15 protein-coding genes are annotated in these 17,447 nt (G+C 40.9%); 8 read left to right on the plus strand and 7 right to left on the minus strand.

Annotated elements, in window-relative coordinates; translation table 11 throughout:
• The first annotated feature begins 26 nt into the window (after positions 1-26).
• The 5 genes from AB1A65_RS04140 (at position 27) to AB1A65_RS04160 (ending at position 7,436) form a co-directional block, all read left to right on the plus strand.
• Positions 27-3,428: a hypothetical protein gene (locus tag AB1A65_RS04140; protein ID WP_366585922.1), complete on the plus strand. Its 3,402-nt coding sequence runs from the start codon at positions 27-29 to the stop codon at positions 3,426-3,428.
• On the plus strand, positions 3,391-3,840 hold the full coding sequence (gene ybeY / locus AB1A65_RS04145; protein ID WP_366585924.1) for an rRNA maturation RNase YbeY: 450 nt from the start codon (positions 3,391-3,393) through the stop codon (positions 3,838-3,840). The genes AB1A65_RS04140 and ybeY overlap by 38 nt, the downstream gene beginning before the upstream one ends.
• A 2-nt stretch (positions 3,841-3,842) precedes the next feature.
• The gene (gene mnmG / locus AB1A65_RS04150; protein ID WP_366585926.1) at positions 3,843-5,711 is read left to right on the plus strand and encodes a tRNA uridine-5-carboxymethylaminomethyl(34) synthesis enzyme MnmG; all 1,869 of its coding nucleotides are present in this window, start codon (positions 3,843-3,845) and stop codon (positions 5,709-5,711) included.
• A gap of 147 nt (positions 5,712-5,858) precedes the next feature.
• Positions 5,859-6,689 (plus strand): class I SAM-dependent methyltransferase, encoded by an 831-nt coding sequence (locus AB1A65_RS04155; protein ID WP_366585928.1) that lies wholly within the window; start codon positions 5,859-5,861, stop codon positions 6,687-6,689.
• Positions 6,690-6,929: 240 nt separating this feature from the next.
• Entirely contained in the window at positions 6,930-7,436 is a 507-nt protein-coding gene (locus AB1A65_RS04160) for an OmpH family outer membrane protein (RefSeq protein WP_366585930.1), read from the plus strand.
• Between the two features lie 56 nt (positions 7,437-7,492).
• Here the strand turns inward: AB1A65_RS04160 and AB1A65_RS04165 are convergent, their stop codons facing one another.
• The 4 genes from AB1A65_RS04165 to AB1A65_RS04180 form a co-directional block, all read right to left on the minus strand.
• Positions 7,493-7,948 (minus strand): hypothetical protein, encoded by a 456-nt coding sequence (locus tag AB1A65_RS04165; RefSeq protein WP_366585932.1) that lies wholly within the window; start codon positions 7,946-7,948, stop codon positions 7,493-7,495.
• Positions 7,949-8,002: 54 nt separating this feature from the next.
• On the minus strand, positions 8,003-8,569 hold the full coding sequence (locus tag AB1A65_RS04170) for a Crp/Fnr family transcriptional regulator (RefSeq protein WP_366585934.1): 567 nt from the start codon (positions 8,567-8,569) through the stop codon (positions 8,003-8,005).
• Between the two features lie 68 nt (positions 8,570-8,637).
• Positions 8,638-9,033, minus strand: a complete 396-nt coding sequence (locus AB1A65_RS04175) for a DoxX family protein (RefSeq protein ID WP_366585935.1) — start codon at positions 9,031-9,033, stop codon at positions 8,638-8,640.
• Between the two features lie 14 nt (positions 9,034-9,047).
• Positions 9,048-10,199, minus strand: a complete 1,152-nt coding sequence (locus AB1A65_RS04180; RefSeq protein ID WP_366587053.1) for a DNA polymerase III subunit delta' — start codon at positions 10,197-10,199, stop codon at positions 9,048-9,050.
• A 202-nt stretch (positions 10,200-10,401) separates the two neighbouring features.
• Here AB1A65_RS04180 and AB1A65_RS04185 point away from each other — a divergent pair, with 202 nt between their 5' ends.
• The 3 genes from AB1A65_RS04185 (at position 10,402) to AB1A65_RS04195 (ending at position 14,330) form a co-directional block, all read left to right on the plus strand.
• Positions 10,402-11,592 carry a phosphoglycerate kinase gene (locus AB1A65_RS04185; protein WP_366585937.1) on the plus strand — a complete coding sequence of 397 codons (1,191 nt, stop codon included), beginning with the start codon at positions 10,402-10,404 and terminating at the stop codon, positions 11,590-11,592.
• 119 nt (positions 11,593-11,711) lie between these two features.
• Entirely contained in the window at positions 11,712-13,319 is a 1,608-nt protein-coding gene (locus AB1A65_RS04190) for a LysM peptidoglycan-binding domain-containing protein (protein WP_366585939.1), read from the plus strand.
• A 12-nt stretch (positions 13,320-13,331) separates the two neighbouring features.
• Positions 13,332-14,330, plus strand: a complete 999-nt coding sequence (locus AB1A65_RS04195; RefSeq protein WP_366585941.1) for a DUF4837 family protein — start codon at positions 13,332-13,334, stop codon at positions 14,328-14,330.
• Between the two features lie 74 nt (positions 14,331-14,404).
• Here the strand turns inward: AB1A65_RS04195 and AB1A65_RS04200 are convergent, their stop codons facing one another.
• The 3 genes from AB1A65_RS04200 to tatA form a co-directional block, all read right to left on the minus strand.
• Positions 14,405-14,575, minus strand: coding sequence for a DUF6747 family protein (locus AB1A65_RS04200; RefSeq protein WP_366585943.1), 171 nt, complete (start codon positions 14,573-14,575; stop codon positions 14,405-14,407).
• 243 nt (positions 14,576-14,818) lie between these two features.
• Entirely contained in the window at positions 14,819-16,882 is a 2,064-nt protein-coding gene (locus AB1A65_RS04205; protein ID WP_366585945.1) for an OmpA family protein, read from the minus strand.
• 232 nt (positions 16,883-17,114) lie between these two features.
• A complete protein-coding gene (gene tatA, locus AB1A65_RS04210) occupies positions 17,115-17,309 on the minus strand; it encodes a twin-arginine translocase TatA/TatE family subunit (RefSeq protein WP_366585947.1) in 195 nt (64 codons plus the stop codon).
• Positions 17,310-17,447 lie beyond the last annotated feature (138 nt).

The raw sequence follows: 17,447 nt of genomic DNA on the forward strand, positions 1-17,447 counted from the left end.
TATCTTGGTAATAAATATCATTGATTTTGAGTGGTTACCAAGACATTTTAAACAAATTGGAAGGCTTCACCAAGAAGTATTATACCAAGCAATTAATCAAGGGGGTATTGCTTTTCCTTACCCTAGGATTGTTGTTTTGGTTGGCTATCATGTCATTGGAGTATTGGCTGTGGTTAGGCAATAATGGACGGCTGGCTTTGTTCGTTGTGTTTGTAATTGTTGAAGTTTATCTGCTCTACACTTTCATTGCTGTCCCTGCTTCCTATTTATTCAAAATACGAAGTGGTATTGATAACAGGGAGGCCTCTAAGCTTATAGGAAAACACTTTCCTGAAGTGGATGACAAGCTTTTGAATTTGCTGCAATTGTCTGAGAATACCCAAAAATCTGATTTGTTACTAGCGAGTATTGAGCAACGTGCCCAAAGTTTGGGTCCCGTTCCTTTTGCTGAGGCCATTGATTTTAAGGATAGCTATAAGTATGCAAAATACGTTTTTATCCCTCTTGGATTATTGGCTTTTATTTGGATTTCGGGTAATATCGTTTCATTCTTCAATTCGTATGAAAGGGTGGTCAATTATGATTTGGCCTATGAAAGACCCGCTCCGTTTTCCTTTAAGGTTTTGAATGATAAACTGGAGGTTTTGGATAATGAACCACTGACAATCAGGGTGGCAACAGAGGGTACTATACAACCGGAAAGTGTTTCTATGGTCATCAATGGAGAAGAGCTTTTATTGAAGAGGCAGGGGGATGTCTACACCTATACCTTTGAGGCCCCAGTGGCCGAGAGCACTTTCTATTTAACTGCAAATGGATGGAATTCCAAATCCTATTTCATCAGAAGTTATAGCACACCCGCCTTGGTAGATTTTCAAATGAAGTTGAATTTCCCAAAATACCTTAATCGAGCATCTGAAATTGTAACGGGAACAGGCAATGCCGTTGTGCCCGAAGGAACCCAAATTAGTTGGAATATTGAAGGAACCAGTGTGGACAGAATCAACATGAACATGGCCGATACAAGTTTTGTATTCGATCGCAGTGGCAATCAGTTTGCACACACAAAAAGGGTATTCAAAGATTTGGATTATGAGCTGAGTACATCCAATACCCACGTAAGCGATTTTGAACGTTTGGCCTATGGAATTGATGTAATAAGGGACGCTAAGGCAGTTGTTCAAGTTGCTCAAGTTTTGGATTCTTTGAACCCAAACCAGTCTTTTTTTACAGGACACGCTGCGGATGACTACGGAATTAGTCAAATACGGGTAGTTTGCTATCCCGCGGATGATAATCAGAGTATCCAAAGAATTGATCTGGAAAGACCGAACACTAATGTATATCAGTTTTACTACACATTTCCGTCCGGTTTTCAACTTGAGGAGGGCAAAAATTACAAATTGTTTTTTGAAGTGGTTGATAATGATGGTATTAGAGGTGGAAAGGTTTCCAAAAGCAAGACTTTTGACACCAACTTGTATGATGATAACCAATTGAAAGACAAAGAGTTAGAATTTCAAAACACTACTTTGTCCAAGATGAATCAATCCCTGGAACAGTATAAGGATCAGAAAGAGGAACTCTCAAAGCTCACTAATCTTCAAAAAGAGGAAAGGGCACTTACTTTTGAGGATAAAAATCAGATTAAGGATTTTCTCCAAAAGCAAGAACGCCAAGAACAGTTAATGCAAAAGTTTAGCAATGATTTAAAGGAAAGTCTTAACAAGGATAAAGGGGACAATGAGTTCAAGATGCTGTTGCAGGAACGTTTGGAGCGTCAGGAATTGGAAGCGAAAAAGAATGAGAGATTACTTAAGGAATTGAATGAAATCTCGGATAAGATTAAGAAGGAAGAGCTACAGCAAAAACTGGAGGAGTTGGGTAAGAATCAAGGAAAGAATACTCGAAATCTAGAACAGCTGTTGGAACTCACCAAGCGTTACTACGTAACCGAAAAAGCATCACAATTATCAAAAGAACTTGGAAAGCTATCGGAACGACAAGACATTTTATCAAAGTTGGATATTGGCGAAAAGTTCTCTAATAAAGAGCAGGAAAAGCTTAACGAGAACTTTGAGCGGTTATCCAAAGAATTGGAAGAGTTACTGGAGGACAATAAAGATCTTCAGAAGCCGATGTCCATGGATGTCTCCGAAAAACAATCGGAAGATGTGAAGAGTGATCAGAAGGAGGCATTGGAAGAAATTAATAAGCATCAAGGTAACGATCAGTCTTCAGATAGTCAAGAACGAATGCAGTCTGTAAATAAGATTACCCAAAAACAAAGGTCGGCTGCCCAAAAAATGAAAGAGATGAGTGAGGCCCTTCAACAAGGAGCTATGGGAGGGGGGGGCTCACAGGACACTGAGGATGCTGAAATGCTACGGCAGATTTTGGACAATCTGGTCACTTTTTCTTTCAAACAGGAGAATTTGTTTGATAAAATTGAAAGTGCGGATGTGGATATTGCCCAATTCTCTAAAACCGTAAAAGACCAGAATGAATTGCGAAGGTTATTTGAGCATGTGGATGATAGTCTGTTTGCACTTTCATTGCGTAGGGTTGAACTTTCGGAATTTGTCAATGAACAGATTACGGAGGTCTATTATAATATTGATAAATCGCTAGAAAGCATTGCCGAAAATCAAATCTATCAAGGCGCATCCTATCAACAATATGTAATCAATGCAACAAATGCTTTGGCCGATTTCCTTGCAAATATTTTGGATAATATGCAGCAAAATATGAAAGCCGGCCAGGGGCAGGGTGAAGGTTCAGATTTCCAACTGCCAGACATTATTAAGGGGCAGCAGAGCATTCAGGAAAAAATGCAGGGTTCGGGTCAGAAAGGAAAACCGTCCCAAAACCAAGGTGAACAAGAAGGGGAAGGTCAAGGAAATCAAGAAGGGGATGGCCAGGGCCAGGAAGGACAACAGAAGGGGCAGCAAGGACAAGGAGAGAATGGGGAACAAGAAGGTTCTAATGGGAATGGAAATGGTCAGGGTGAAATGGGATTGAACGAGGTATATGAGATCTACAAACAACAGCAGTTCTTAAGACAGCAATTGGAACAGCAATTGCAAGACATGATCAATAAACAGGATGGTGATTTGGCCAAGAAATTATTGAGGCAAATGGAGGACTTTGAGAATGATTTACTGGAAAACGGAATCACAGAAAGAACAAGGAGCAAGGCAAATACCATTCAACATGAATTGATGAAGTTGGAAAATGCAACCTTGGAACAAGGCAAGAATAAAGAACGTGAAAGCACATCGAATGACAGAGTTTTTGCCAACCCTATAACAACTCGCCCGGAGCTCCTTAAAGATTACCAAAACGACATTGAAATATTAAATAGACAAGCACTACCTTTGCGGCAAAATTATGAGCAAAAGGTCAAGGTGTATTTTAAGAATGATTGAGTTCCATTTTAAGTCTGATTTGATATTAAACTACATAACCAACTATTCCGATTGGATTACTAGAATTTTGGAATCGGAGGACTACACATTGGGGCAATTGGATTATATTTTTTGCACTGATGATTACTTGTTGGAGTTAAACAGGCAGTATTTAAATCATGATACTTTAACGGACATTATCACCTTTGATTATTCAGATGGCTCTACCATTTCTGGGGATGTTTTTATCTCTACAGAGAGGGTGTCTGAGAATGCAAATAACTACGGAGTCGATTTTGATAATGAGCTTCTTCGTGTGATGAGTCATGGTGTTTTGCACTTGATGGGGTATGGTGATAAAACTGATTCAGAGGTCAAGTTGATGCGTGAAAAAGAAGAAGAAAAGATTAAAATGTTCCACGTGGAACCATAGATATGTTTGAGAAGGAATATGATGTTATAGTTGTTGGAGGAGGTCACGCTGGCGCGGAGGCAACAGCCGCTGCTGCCAATTTGGGCTCTAAGACTTTGTTGGTTACCATGAATCTTCAAACGATTGGACAAATGTCTTGCAACCCTGCCATGGGCGGAATAGCCAAGGGGCAAATCGTTCGGGAGATAGATGCGCTTGGCGGGTATAGTGGCATTATTACCGATAAGTCTGCAATACAGTTTAAGATGCTGAACAAATCCAAGGGACCTGCCATGTGGAGCCCAAGGGCACAGAATGATCGTATGCGTTTTGCAGAGGAATGGCGGCTGGCTTTGGAAAACACCCCTAATGCGGATTTTTATCAGGAGATGGTTTCTGGTTTGCTGGTGGAGGAAGATAAAGTAGTTGGTGTTCGCACTTCATTGGGTATAGACATTAAAGCAAAGGCCGTTGTGTTGACCAATGGCACATTCCTAAATGGACTTATCCATATTGGTGAAAAACAATTTGGTGGTGGACGAGCAGGGGAAAAGGCAGCTACCGGTATCACGGAGCAGTTGGTTGATTTTGGTTTTGACAGTGGCCGGATGAAGACAGGAACACCTCCGCGAGTTGATGGTAGGTCCTTGGATTATTCCGCCATGATACCTCAACCTGGGGATGATAAACCGGAGAAGTTTTCGTATTTGGACACACCCATTTTGACCACTCAAAGGGATTGTCACATGACGCATACCAGTGCTTTGGTTCATGATTTATTGCGTGAAGGTTTTGACCGCTCACCGATGTTCAATGGAAGAATTCAAAGTATAGGACCACGATATTGCCCGTCCATTGAGGATAAGATTAACCGATTTGCTGATAAAGATTCTCATCAAATTTTCGTTGAACCCGAAGGGTGGCATACCGTAGAAGTTTATGTGAATGGGTTCTCTACTTCCTTGCCAGAGGATGTTCAATATAAGGCCCTAAAATCGGTAAAGGGTTTTGAACATGTGAAGTTTTTTAGACCGGGCTATGCTATCGAATACGATTATTTTCCACCTACCCAATTGAAGCATACCTTGGAAACCAAGTTGGTCAATAATTTATATTTTGCTGGTCAAATTAATGGGACAACAGGATATGAAGAAGCAGCTTCACAAGGGTTGATGGCGGGGATAAATGCACATCTAAGAATCAATGAACAGGAACCATTTGTGTTGCGTCGAGACGAAGCTTACATTGGAGTGTTGATTGATGATTTGATTACAAAGGGCACTGAAGAGCCGTACCGTATGTTTACGTCTCGTGCGGAGTATAGAACATTGTTGCGACAAGACAATGCCGATTTTCGACTCACGCCGAAAGGATACGCCATTGGTTTGGCCAAAGAAGAACGGATGCGAAGAATGGAAAGGAAGCAGGAGAAAGCCGAAAGCTTTATTTCATTTTTTAGAAAAACCAGCTTTGATCCTGATGAAATAAACCCAATTTTAGAATCTTTGGATTCGGCAACCGTGCGTCAATCTGATAAACTTTTTAAAGTATTTTCTAGACCAAAGGTTACTATGGACCACATGCTTCAATTGAATTCTGTTTCTGAATTTGTATCGGAGAATGAGCTTAATTCTGAAGTAATGGAGCAAGCGGAAATTGAAGTAAAGTATTCTGGTTATATCGAAAAGGAAAAGAACAACGCAGATAAACTTCAACGATTGGAAGGTGTGCGAATTCCGGATAATTTTGATTATTCCAAACTTAAATCTCTTTCATATGAAGCCCGAGAAAAATTGGAATCCATTCGCCCTGTAACCATATCTCAAGCGTCAAGAATTAGTGGTGTCTCTCCAGCCGATATCAGTGTGCTTTTGGTTTATTTAGGAAGATAAGAGTCTTGTTTGTTCCACGTGGAACAAGAAATTTCAACTGATCTTTTTAATCCAGTAAAAACAGGATACTCAAAATAATACGTTCCTCTGTAAAATAGTGTCTTATCTTCGGCAATTAAAACGTAGTATTTGGTCATCAAAAATATCATGAAGTTGTATTTAAAAACGAAAGATTTTTCTGTTTCAGGTGAATCTTTTGAACTGCATTGGGATCCCTCTTTAGACATGTTGGTTACACAACCACAGCCCACAGAACTTGCTGCATATTATGAAAGTGAGGATTACATATCACACACTGATGCACAAAATAGCTTTACAGATAAATTATACCAGGCAGTTAAGCAGAAAAATCTTAAAAACAAGCTTCAATTAATTGATAATCAGAAGGTTAATGCTAAATCAATCTTGGATATAGGTGCTGGAACAGGTGATTTTTTAGCAACAGCCCAAAAAGCAGGATATACAGTGACAGGAGTTGAACCTAACGCAAAGGCGAGAGCGTTGGGAAAACAAAAAGGAGTGGAGCTACTTTCTGATTTAGGCGAGCTGAACGAAAAGCAATTTGAAGTCATTACCCTTTGGCATGTTTTGGAACACCTTCCGGATTTGGAACATCAAATAAGAACAATTATATCTAAACTGACCAACGAGGGAAGCTTAATCATTGCAGTTCCCAATTTCAAATCGTTCGACGCCAACTATTACGGAACGCATTGGGCGGGATACGATGTGCCCCGACATCTTTGGCATTTTTCCAAAACGGCCATCACCAAACTTTTTCAACAACATGATATGGAAGTGATTTCAATTCGCCCCATGTGGTTCGATGCTTTTTACGTTTCCATGCTCTCAGAAAAATACAAAGGCAACAAACTCTATTTGATCAGTGCCTTTTTTGTGGGATTGTGGTCAAATCTTAAAGCAATCTTTACCAAAGAACACTCTTCCCTTATTTATATCCTGAAACGTAAAAAATAGGGCCATATATCGCCGTAATTGGGCTTTATAGTATAATCACACATAAATCCCTTCAAGGAAAAAGAAACGTGCTCAGAGGCGGGTTTCTGTCCATCTTCAAAATATATAGAATCAATAAAAAAAGAAAGAAACCATAAATTTTAACTATAGTATGGGTTTTGACTTTTTTCAGTTCACAAAAAGATAATGGTCCGCATTCCAAAAGCTTTCCTATTTTTGCGCATCAGTAAAAAGACAAACATGAAAAAATTAATGGTACTCGCCATTGCTTTTGTTGCAATGGCATGTCAGCAGAATAAGATTGGATATGTGGACAGTGCAAAGTTGCTGGACGGTTATCAAGAGAAAATTGATGTGGAAGCGCGCTTTAAGACCAAGGCAGATGCTATGAACAAAAAAAGGGACAGTATCTCGCAAGCGTTCCAGATGGAATTGCAAGCCTTTCAGACCAAGGCCGAAAGAATGTCGCAAAAGAATGCGCAAGAAGAATACGGACAATTGCAGCAACGTGGACAATTTATTGGACAGCAATTGCAACAAGAAGAACAACAATTGCAACAGACGAGCCAGAGCGAAATGGATTCTTTGGTTAAAAAGGTTAAAAAGGAAATCAAGGAATATGGTAAGGCCAACGGATACACCTATATTTTAGGAGGAGGTGATGGTGGTGCCGTTTTGTATGGGGAGGAAGCCAATAACCTTACGGATGTCATTCTAAAGATATTGAACGACAAGTACGGAAAGTAATCGCCCAGTAGGAATAGACTAAAAAGGCCCAATCTTAANNTTAAGATTGGGCCTTTTTAGATGTTTCGTATGGCCGAAAGGTAAACCCACACTATAAAAAAGACCTGTAGTGGAATTCTTTTCCATAGATATAAAGTTCCAGGGCCATCCGGGTTTCCAGTCTGGTAATTAATGTTTTCCAAGGAGGCCTTTATGTTGGCAGGTAGTATTAATAGAAAAAAGGCAACCAAAACCCAACCAATAGCAGAGGAATATTTGGGCACCAACAGCAGGATGGCAAACAATACCTCTAGAATTCCTGTAATAATGACTACTTGTGCCTTAAAAGGAACAATACTGGGCACCATAGCGGCCATCCCTTTTGTAAATGCAAAATGTCCAATTGCCGTAAAAACCAGCATAGAGGACATGGCAATTTTACCAGCCAGTTGGTAATCAATCTCTTTTGTAGCCAATTTTAGGACTAGGCCCGAAACAATAAAAGCTCCTAAGAGCACATAAAATGCCTTCATAATATCTTTTTTGCAAAGATGGATTCTACTTAGGAACGAAACAATGAACCTAGGTTAAGAAATTCGACTTCGAATTCTACTTAGGGCCTGTGGTGTTATTCCAATATAGGAGGCGACATATTTCAATGGGATTTGTTGAATGATTTCTGGCCTCTCGGTAAAAAGTTTCAGGTAGCGCTCCTCAGCAGAATCTTGCAGTAGTGATAGTTCCCGTTGCGATTTTTTTAGAAATAATTCCTCGCTGGCCTTCCTACCAATAAAGTTACCAATATCAGTCTCTTTGTATACAGTTTGAAGGTCTTGGTAGGTCAATCGCCAAAGAACAGTGTCTGTAACGGTTTCCACAACATAGGTTGATGGTGATTGGGTAAGGAATGAATCGTAAGCACTTACAAACCCACCCTGAAAAACAAAAGCAAAAGTGAGCTCGCCATCCTCTTTGGGAACATACAGGCGAACAATACCATTTTCGATAAAGGAAAGGTACTTTTCCGTTTTCCCGACCTCAAGCAAGATTTCCTTTTTTGAACAGTTGCACCTATTCAATTTTGATGAAAAGATGGTCCAATCCGCCTCGGACATTTGAAAATTGGATTCAAAATAAGCTTTAATTTGTTCCAAGAGTGAATACTTTTCATTTAAGCGGTGAGCGAAGCTGTATCAGGATAATGTATAACCAAAGCAACAAGCTACTGCATCAAATAGACCAAAAACACAGTAGGAATCAAGTAGATCACAATGGTTTGTGCCCCAACATAATCTTTGGCAACGCGCTGCCCTAAAAGAAGCATTAAAAGGGTAAGTGATGCAAAAACAGCGCCGTAAAACCCTATGTAACTTTGGCCTTCCACTAAAAATTGTACAATTCCAACCGCAGAAAGAACCCCAGAAATAATTTCCATTACCATTACTATTCCCAACAAGAGCGAAACACTGTTCTTAAATGGACTTTTGGAAAAGTGACCAGTGAGCCAACCTAAATTGCCCTTCCAATCCAGCACCTTATCAATACCACTCTGCAAAAAGGTGATGGTTAAAAAGAGGAGTAGGAGAATCTCCGTGGCATTGGCAAGCAAGTTTTCCATGGTATTTTATGTTTTTATGCGGCTTTGGTATGTAAAAGCCTAGTGAGTTTAATAGATAAATCCGTAAAGATGATTTTGGAATTACCATTTCGTTCCACGTGAAAAATGGCTTTTTCCAGCTCTTCTACAATATCCAAAATATTGTTTTCGTGCACAAAAGGGGCAAACTTGTTCAAATCAAACCCCTCTACGTGTATTTTGGTATAGACTAAATCCGTGGCCCTATAGTTCAACAAAAGGGCTTGTCGCATCAAGGCGAGGCAGTAATTCAAAAATTGTTTTTGGACCTCTCGGCCCGTTTTGGCCACTTCATCACTCCATAAAATCAATTCTTGGATGGCACCTTTATTGCCTTTTGCTTTAAAAGCACTGCGTACCCATTGCACAAACCAGCGTTCAAACACCAAATCCTCGGAATCTTTGTTCATCAAGTCCAAGGCCTTGTTAAAGTTGCCATTGGCCTCTTGTGCAATGTTGTGGGCCACACTTGTGCTTAAACCCCTGTTGACAAGGGCATCAGTAATGACCTGTTCCGTCAGTGGCGGAAAGTGTAAAACCTGGCATCGTGAGCGAATGGTATTGATGATATGCTCTTCCTCTTCCGCCAAGAGCAGAAGGACCGTTTTCTGAGGAGGCTCCTCTATCAACTTAAGGAGTTTATTGGCCGCGGAAATGTTCATTTTTTCGGCCATCCAAAGGATAAGCACCTTATACCCACCTTCATACGATTTTAAGGACAATTTTTTTACCATGTCTTGCGCCTCATCCACCCCAATTTGGCCTTGCTTTTTTTCAATGCCGATGTGTCGGTACCAATCAAAAAGATTGCCATAGGGTTGCTCCTTCACAAATTGTCGCCACTCTTCCAAGTAGTGGTCGCTCACAGCGTGTGATTTCACCTTATCCGAATTGGCAACTGGAAATGCAAAATGCATATCAGGATGTGTCAACGAATTGCATTTGGTATTGCACACCGTGTTTCCACCCTCATTTTCTCCTCCCGAATTGCCGCACAACAAATATTGGGCATACGCCAAGGCCATTGGAAGCACCCCGGAACCTTCGGGCCCAACGAACAATTGGGCGTGGGCCACTCTTCCCGTATTGGCCGTGGTCACCAAATGGTTTTTGATATGTTCCAGCCCTAAAATGTCTTTGAACAGCATAAGCCAAAGATACATTTTTTAGCGTCCCTGTCTTTGAATGGATTTTCAATGTAGACCTTTAGGTTTACCATCACCATGAGCTTGTCTCAGGGTCCCATCAAAAAAAACAAGAAGAGTCAAGATAAAACCAAAATATAACAAAAGCACTCTGGGCAAAACACAGGAAATCTTTACTTTTGGGCTTCTCTTAAAGACACACTACATGAAGACGATAGACGATTACAACTTTGAAGGAAAAAAAGCATTGATTCGTGTTGATTTCAACGTTCCCCTGGATGGTGATTTCAATGTAACCGATACCAGCAGGATTGAAGCAGCAAAACCTACCATTCTAAAAGTGTTGGAAGATGGTGGTTCTGCCGTTCTTATGAGCCATTTGGGGAGGCCGAAAGGCAAAGCGAATCCGGATATGTCCCTTTCCCATATTGTTGAGACCGTTTCCGAAATCATTGGGGTTGAAGTGAAGTTTGCGGAGGATTGTGTCGGAAAAGTGGCAGAAGATGCTGTTGTCAAACTTGAGGACGGCGAGGTGCTTTTACTGGAAAACCTTCGTTTTCATGAAGAAGAGGAAGCAGGGGATGAAGCCTTTTCAGAGGCCTTGGCAAAACATGGTGATATTTATGTAAACGATGCCTTTGGAACCGCTCACCGAGCCCATGCCTCAACCACCATTGTTGCTAAATTTTTCCCAAACAACAAATGCTTCGGATATCTTCTTGCCAAAGAAATTGATGCCATTGCCAAGGTGATGCAAACCGGGGAGAAACCCGTGACCGCAATTTTGGGAGGTGCAAAGGTGTCTTCAAAAATCACCATTATTGAGAACATTTTGGATAAGGTTGATAACCTGATTATTGGTGGAGGTATGACCTATACTTTTATCAAAGCACAGGGAGGCAACGTTGGGGATTCTATTTGTGAGGATGACAAAATGGAGCTGGCCCTTGATATCCTTAAACAAGCCAAGGCCAAAAATGTGAACGTTTATCTGCCCGTTGATGTGTTGGCCGCGGACGATTTCAACAACAATGCCAATACACAGTTTGTGGATGTTGATAAAATCCCCGACGGATGGCAAGGATTGGATGCCGGACCCAAAACCTTAGAAATCTTTCATCAGGTAATTTTGGGTTCTAAAACCATCTTGTGGAACGGACCCGTAGGCGTTTTTGAAATGGAAAGCTTTGCCAAGGGAACCATTGCCGTTGGAAACTATATTGATGAAGCCACCCAAAAAGGCGCATTTTCCCTTGTAGGAGGTGGAGATTCTGTAGCTGCAGTAAAGCAATTTGGCTTCGATGAAAAAGTAAGCTATGTGTCTACCGGAGGAGGAGCCATGCTGGAAAGCCTTGAAGGTAGAACCTTACCAGGTATTGCTGCAATATTGGACTAGTTTACACGTTATGGATTATTGGGGAAGGAGTTAAAATTCAGCACGTTTTATACCCGAAATTTTATTATTTCAGAAAAAAACGCCATTTTAGTTCGCCCCAAAAACCAAACCTTGTCCAAATGAACCAAAAATTGAATACAGCTGTTTGCGCAGCGCTTCTTTTTGTTGCCGCAATGGTCACTGCCCAAGACATTGATTCCATTCAATTGGCGGTGCAAGATTCCTCATTATTACAGGCTGATGAAACCCAGAAAATCAATATTACCAATGTGAATATTGATGGTAAGCCCATGGAGTTGGAAGTGGATAAAAAAGGGGAGTTCCAATTAGTGGATTTGCAAGAGGCCCGAAGATATGATAGTCTTTGGTTAAAAGAGCTTCATAGCAGTGCCCAGTTGTTCAGTGATATGCTGTTGGAAATCCAGAATGGACCCGGGAACGATTCCATTGTTGTTGTGGACCTGCCCACGGACACCTTAAAAGCCCGTTTGGCCTTGATGGATGAAAAGACTCCCTTCAACATTACTTACAATCCTTCTTTGGAGAGTGTGATTAAATCCTTTTTGACCCGTAGAAGAGACTTGATGCAGCGTATGATGACGGCAAGTCAATTTTATTTTCCATTGTTTGAGCAAGAATTGGACAACCAAGACATTCCTCTTGAAATTAAATACTTGGCCATTATTGAATCCGCATTGAACCCAAGAGCACGGTCAAGAGTGGGCGCCAAGGGGCTCTGGCAGTTCATGTACAGTACAGGTAAAATGTACGGATTGGATGTCAGCAGTTATGTGGATGAGCGCCATGATCCCATTTTGGCCACAAAAGCAGCTAGCAAGTATCTGGCCAAGCTCTATGAAATCTTCAATGATTGGGATTTGGCCCTGGCCGCCTACAACTCTGGCCCGGGGAACGTGAACAAAGCCATCCGCAGGTCTGGAGGATATGAGAACTATTGGAACATTCGCCCATTTCTTCCACGTGAAACAGCAGGGTATCTTCCAGCATTTTTGGCCACCATGTATATTTTTGAATACGCCGAAGAGCACGGACTTCAATATAAAAAAGCAGACCGCCCTTATTTTGAAACGGACACGGTTCATGTAAAAAACCTCATCACGTTTGATCAAATATCCAAGTTGGTGGACATCAGCACCGAAGAATTGGAGATGTTGAACCCAGCCTACAAACTCAATGTCATTCCAAAAGTACAAGGAAAGGATTATGCGCTTCGATTGCCCAAATCCAAAATTGGAAAGTTCGTGGCCAACGAAGAGCAGATTTATGCCTATGTAAAAAAGGAAATGGATTCCCTTGAAAAGCCGTTGCCGCAAATGATCGCCGCCGAAAGTCAAATTCGCTATAAAGTGAAAAGTGGTGATTACTTGGGCAAGATTGCAGAACGTTACGGTGTAGGTGTGAGCCAAATTAAAAGTTGGAACGGTTTGCGAAGCAATAACCTGCGAATAGGGCAAAGACTGACCATTTTCCCTAGAAAACCCTATATCCCAGAAAAAACAGTTGCCAAGTCCAACACCTCAAAATCGGCTACTGGTACTGTGGCGGGCAATTCCAAAACACATACAGTCCAACCTGGTGACTCACTCTGGACCATTTCCAGAAAGTATCCGGGAGTTTCCATAGAAAATTTACGAGAATGGAACGGTCTTAGCGGTAATAACCTAAAACCGGGCACAAAACTCAAATTGTGCGATTGTTCTTCGTAAATTTAACTCGATATGAAAAAAATTGGAACACTATGCAGTGCCATTTTGGTAATGGTGCTATGGTCTTGTAAAGATTCAGGGCCAAAAGAACGATTTCTTCCACCATCCACGGGTGGCGTAAATTCGCTAATGGTGGTGATGGACACGGAGCTTTGGAGAAGCGATGTGGGTGATAATATTCGTGAACATTTTGCAGCTCAAGTATTGGGTCTTCCCCAAGCTGAACCTATTTTTACCATTGTACAGGTTCCCCCAAAAGTTTTTAAGGGAACCACTACCTACTCCAGGTCAATTTTGTACGTGGAACAGGATTCTTCTTCATTGGCACATGTTAAAAATGATGCCTATTCCAAACCGCAAAGGGTTGCCGTGGTAACTGGGCCAACGCATGAAGTGCTGAACCGTAATCTGGATTCTTTGGCACCAAGGGCGATAGAGTCATTCAAACAATTGGAGCTTTCAGAAGCCCAAAGGAGATTTGAACGCTCTTTGAATAAGGATAAGGCCCTGCAAGAAGAATTCGGAATTAGCATGAAGGTTCCATCGTTGTACAAAGTGGGTAAGCGGGACAACAAATTTGTATGGATGGACATACAAATCCCCAAAGGAACCATGAACATCATTGCCTATGAAATGCCGGAGGATAGTTTTTCAAATGATTCAACCTTTGTTCAGGATATTGTGAAAATGAGGGACTCTATCGGGAAAAAGTATGTTCCAGGACCGTATGAAGACACCTATATGAAAACAGAGATGGCATTTGCGCCATATGTTTTTCCAGCAGAGATTGGAGGAAAGAAAGCTGCTGAGGTAAGAGGTATATGGGATATACAAGGATACCCCATGGCTGGTCCGTTTTTAACCTACATTATCAATGATGAGGAGCACAACAGAAAGATGATTTTGGAGGGGTTTACTTTTGCCCCATCCGCAGAAAAAAGGGACTATATGTTTGAACTGGAAGCCATTTTAAGAACAGTAGACTTTAACCCTACAGTCTCGGAAAAGTAATCCAAGAATAGAAATAAAAGCAAAAAGGCCCGGATTTCTCCGGGCTTCTTTGTTCTTTAAATGCTTACGGGGGTTTAGTCAAATGCGAAGCCGGTAGCTATTCTGTACACAAAGGCGTAAAGCACAATGAAGAACATGACAAAGCTAAACCAAGCAAATATTTTAAAGTATTTTTCAATGAGGTAGTGTCCTAAGTTTCGGAACCCTTCAATATAGATTTCTTTAATGAGTACAAGTTTCTTCATAAGTCAGATTTTTAAGATTTAAAGACATAGCAAAGATTGGATTTTGCTAAAGGGAGTTAAAAACAATGGGACAAAAAGCACAGAAAGTGGGATAAAAGCTTTGTTGGAATCCAGCCTTTCCATAAGAGAATCCTTTTTATCGACAAACGGTAAATTGTTCGTTACCGTTCAGCGGATGAAAAACCCGATGTACTGCAAAAACAGAAGGCTTTGAATACAAAAAAACCCCTTTAGGGGTTAGTTTTATTGTGAAACGATGTGAAACTCCGACCTGCGATTTTGACGGTGTTGGTCTGGGGGACACCGTTGTCCATCAGCACAATCGTTGAGGAGTCGCTCTTCCCCGTAGCCAATGGCGCTAGCAATGCGTGAAGGATCAACACCTTGTGAAATAATATAATCTCGTGTTGATTTGGCGCGTTTGTCCGAGAGATATTTGTTATAGGCGCTACTTCCAATAGCATCGGTATGGGACTCTATCTTAATGACCATGTCTTCATATTCCTTTAGAACGGCCACAAGTTTATCCAGCTCTTTAGCTGCTTTTGGTTTGATGTCGAACCGGTCAAAATCAAAATAAATGGCCTCCGGTTCAAGGTTAACCATTCTTTTTTCGTTATCTATGATTTCTTTGATGGGTTCCAAGGACTGATTGGCTTCAATAGTAATGTTGTCCTTAGTTCGGATATCTGAATCTTTTTCAAAATAGCCTTTCTTGGTGATTTTTAGGACATAATCCGACGTTGATTCAAGGCCTTCAAAACGATAGTTTCCGTCAGTATCGGAATCGACTTGAGCTAAAAGAAGCTTCTCTTTGTTGTAGAGCATGACTTGGGCACCTTCAATAACTTCCCCTGTTTTGGCATCTTTAATGGTTCCAGAAATGGCATTACGGTTTTCAATGGATGTAAAAGAATAAATGTCATCATCACCCTTACCGCCTTTTCTGTTGGAAGCAAAATAGCCTTTTTCCCCGGAATCATCCACGATATAGGAGAAGTCATCCCTTCTGCTATTAATGGGCTCGCCCAGATTATGTACGGCACCAAAGACATTGTTGTCGTATTCCACCTTATAAACATCCAAACCACCTAAGCCCATGGCTCGGTTGGAAGAGAAATAAAGCATGTTTTCCGTGATGTAAGGGAACATTTCCTTTCCGCTGGAGTTGATTTCCCCTCCCAGGTTTATAGGCTCGGAGAAGCTGCCATTTTCAAGAATGTCCACCACATAGATATCGGTTTGACCGTAACCTCCCGGCATATCGGAAACAAAGTACATTTTTGTGCCATCTGGACTTACACTGGGATGGCCAGTGGAGTAATTTTCACTATTGAAAGGAACTTCCACAGCATCGGCCCAATCGCCATTAATCAATTGTGACTGATATATTTTTAAGTGGTTGATTCCATTCTTTCCACGCTTTAACCTTTTGCCATAGTTGTTCCGGGTAAAGTATAAGGTTTTTTGATCGGGGGAAAAAGCCACAGAAGCCTCATGGTACTTGGTATTGATTTTCCTTGAGAATTTTTTTGTGCCAAATAGACTCCCGCTGTCATCATCCTTGGTCTTGGCAACATATAGATCTAAAAAAGGCTGGTTGGTCCAGCGATAGCGCCTTGTGGTTAAAAAGGAGGAATCTCGTGCCGAAGCAAAAACCACTTCGGAACCTTTGTGGTACATTGGCGCAAAATCTGAATATTTTGAATTGATTGCTAAATTCTTGATTTCAACCAGAGCTGTGCTTTTCCATGTGGGAGTGGCCACATTTTCTAGCTCTTCCAACGGTTCGTCCCTTCTTTGCCGAAACAATTTGGTGAGTTGGGCAGCACGTTGATATTTTCCAGTACCTTTTAGGGTATGGGTATATTTAAAAAAGCGATCGTCGGAAAAATGGTTCGGATAGGTTTGGTACAGCTCATTGTACCATTTATAGGACTTTTCAAGATTTCCATTGTAATAATGGGAGTCACCGGCCTTTCCCAGTAGTTCGGCGGTATGTTTCTCGTCACTTTTCTCCAAAACGATGTCATAAATCCGTGCAGCTTCGGCATACCACATCTTATCAAAGTATTCATCTGCTTTTTGAATAAGTTTGGCCGCAACACCTTTTTTTCGAACAAATTGCAAAAGCTTTCGGTCACTAAGACCATCAAGATGCTTTATAAAATCTATTGGGGATGTGGTGCCGGCACTATTTTGGGCAATAGCCGTGCTGTTTTCGTCATCAAATTGCAAAAGCGATACCTCTTGGGAGTGTATCCCAAGGGCAAACAACATAAAAAAAAGCAAGATCGGTTTATTCATTACCACTCCTTCTGCACAAATAACCAGTTATTGATTATTTGAGGGCTAAGCAAAGAGAGCTTAACATCAGTTTCAACCGCTAAAATAGAATAAGATAAAGCGGATGATAACTTTTTGTTGTGAAAGGGTTGATTTATGGCGTGTAGGTCAAAAAAATGTGGTTCTTTATCGAAAATCCCTTTAAACATAGGGTTTCATAAAGGAGCTTAAAAATGGATAAGAACACAGAAAATTAAGACTTGGACTCGCTGCCACCTTCCAATTTCTCCTCTTCTTTAGAGGCGTCTTTAAACTCTTTGATACCACTGCCGAGGCCTCTCATTAATTCAGGAATCTTTTTGCCTCCAAAGAGCAAAAGAACAATAACTACGATGAGAACGATTTGCCACGGTCCAATCATACCAAGAAACATATTTTGGGCAATCATAATGTCTAAACTTTTAATGAAAAGTAAAAGTACTAAAAAGAACTGTAAGTGACCATGGTATTAACGAAAATTAGCATATAGTATTGTTTTATGTACGGAAACAATAGATTGGTATTTTAAAAAGCTTAACACCAATAT

This window comes from Allomuricauda sp. ANG21, assembly GCF_040705235.1.
GTDB classification, from domain to species: Bacteria; Bacteroidota; Bacteroidia; order Flavobacteriales; family Flavobacteriaceae; genus Flagellimonas; species Flagellimonas marina.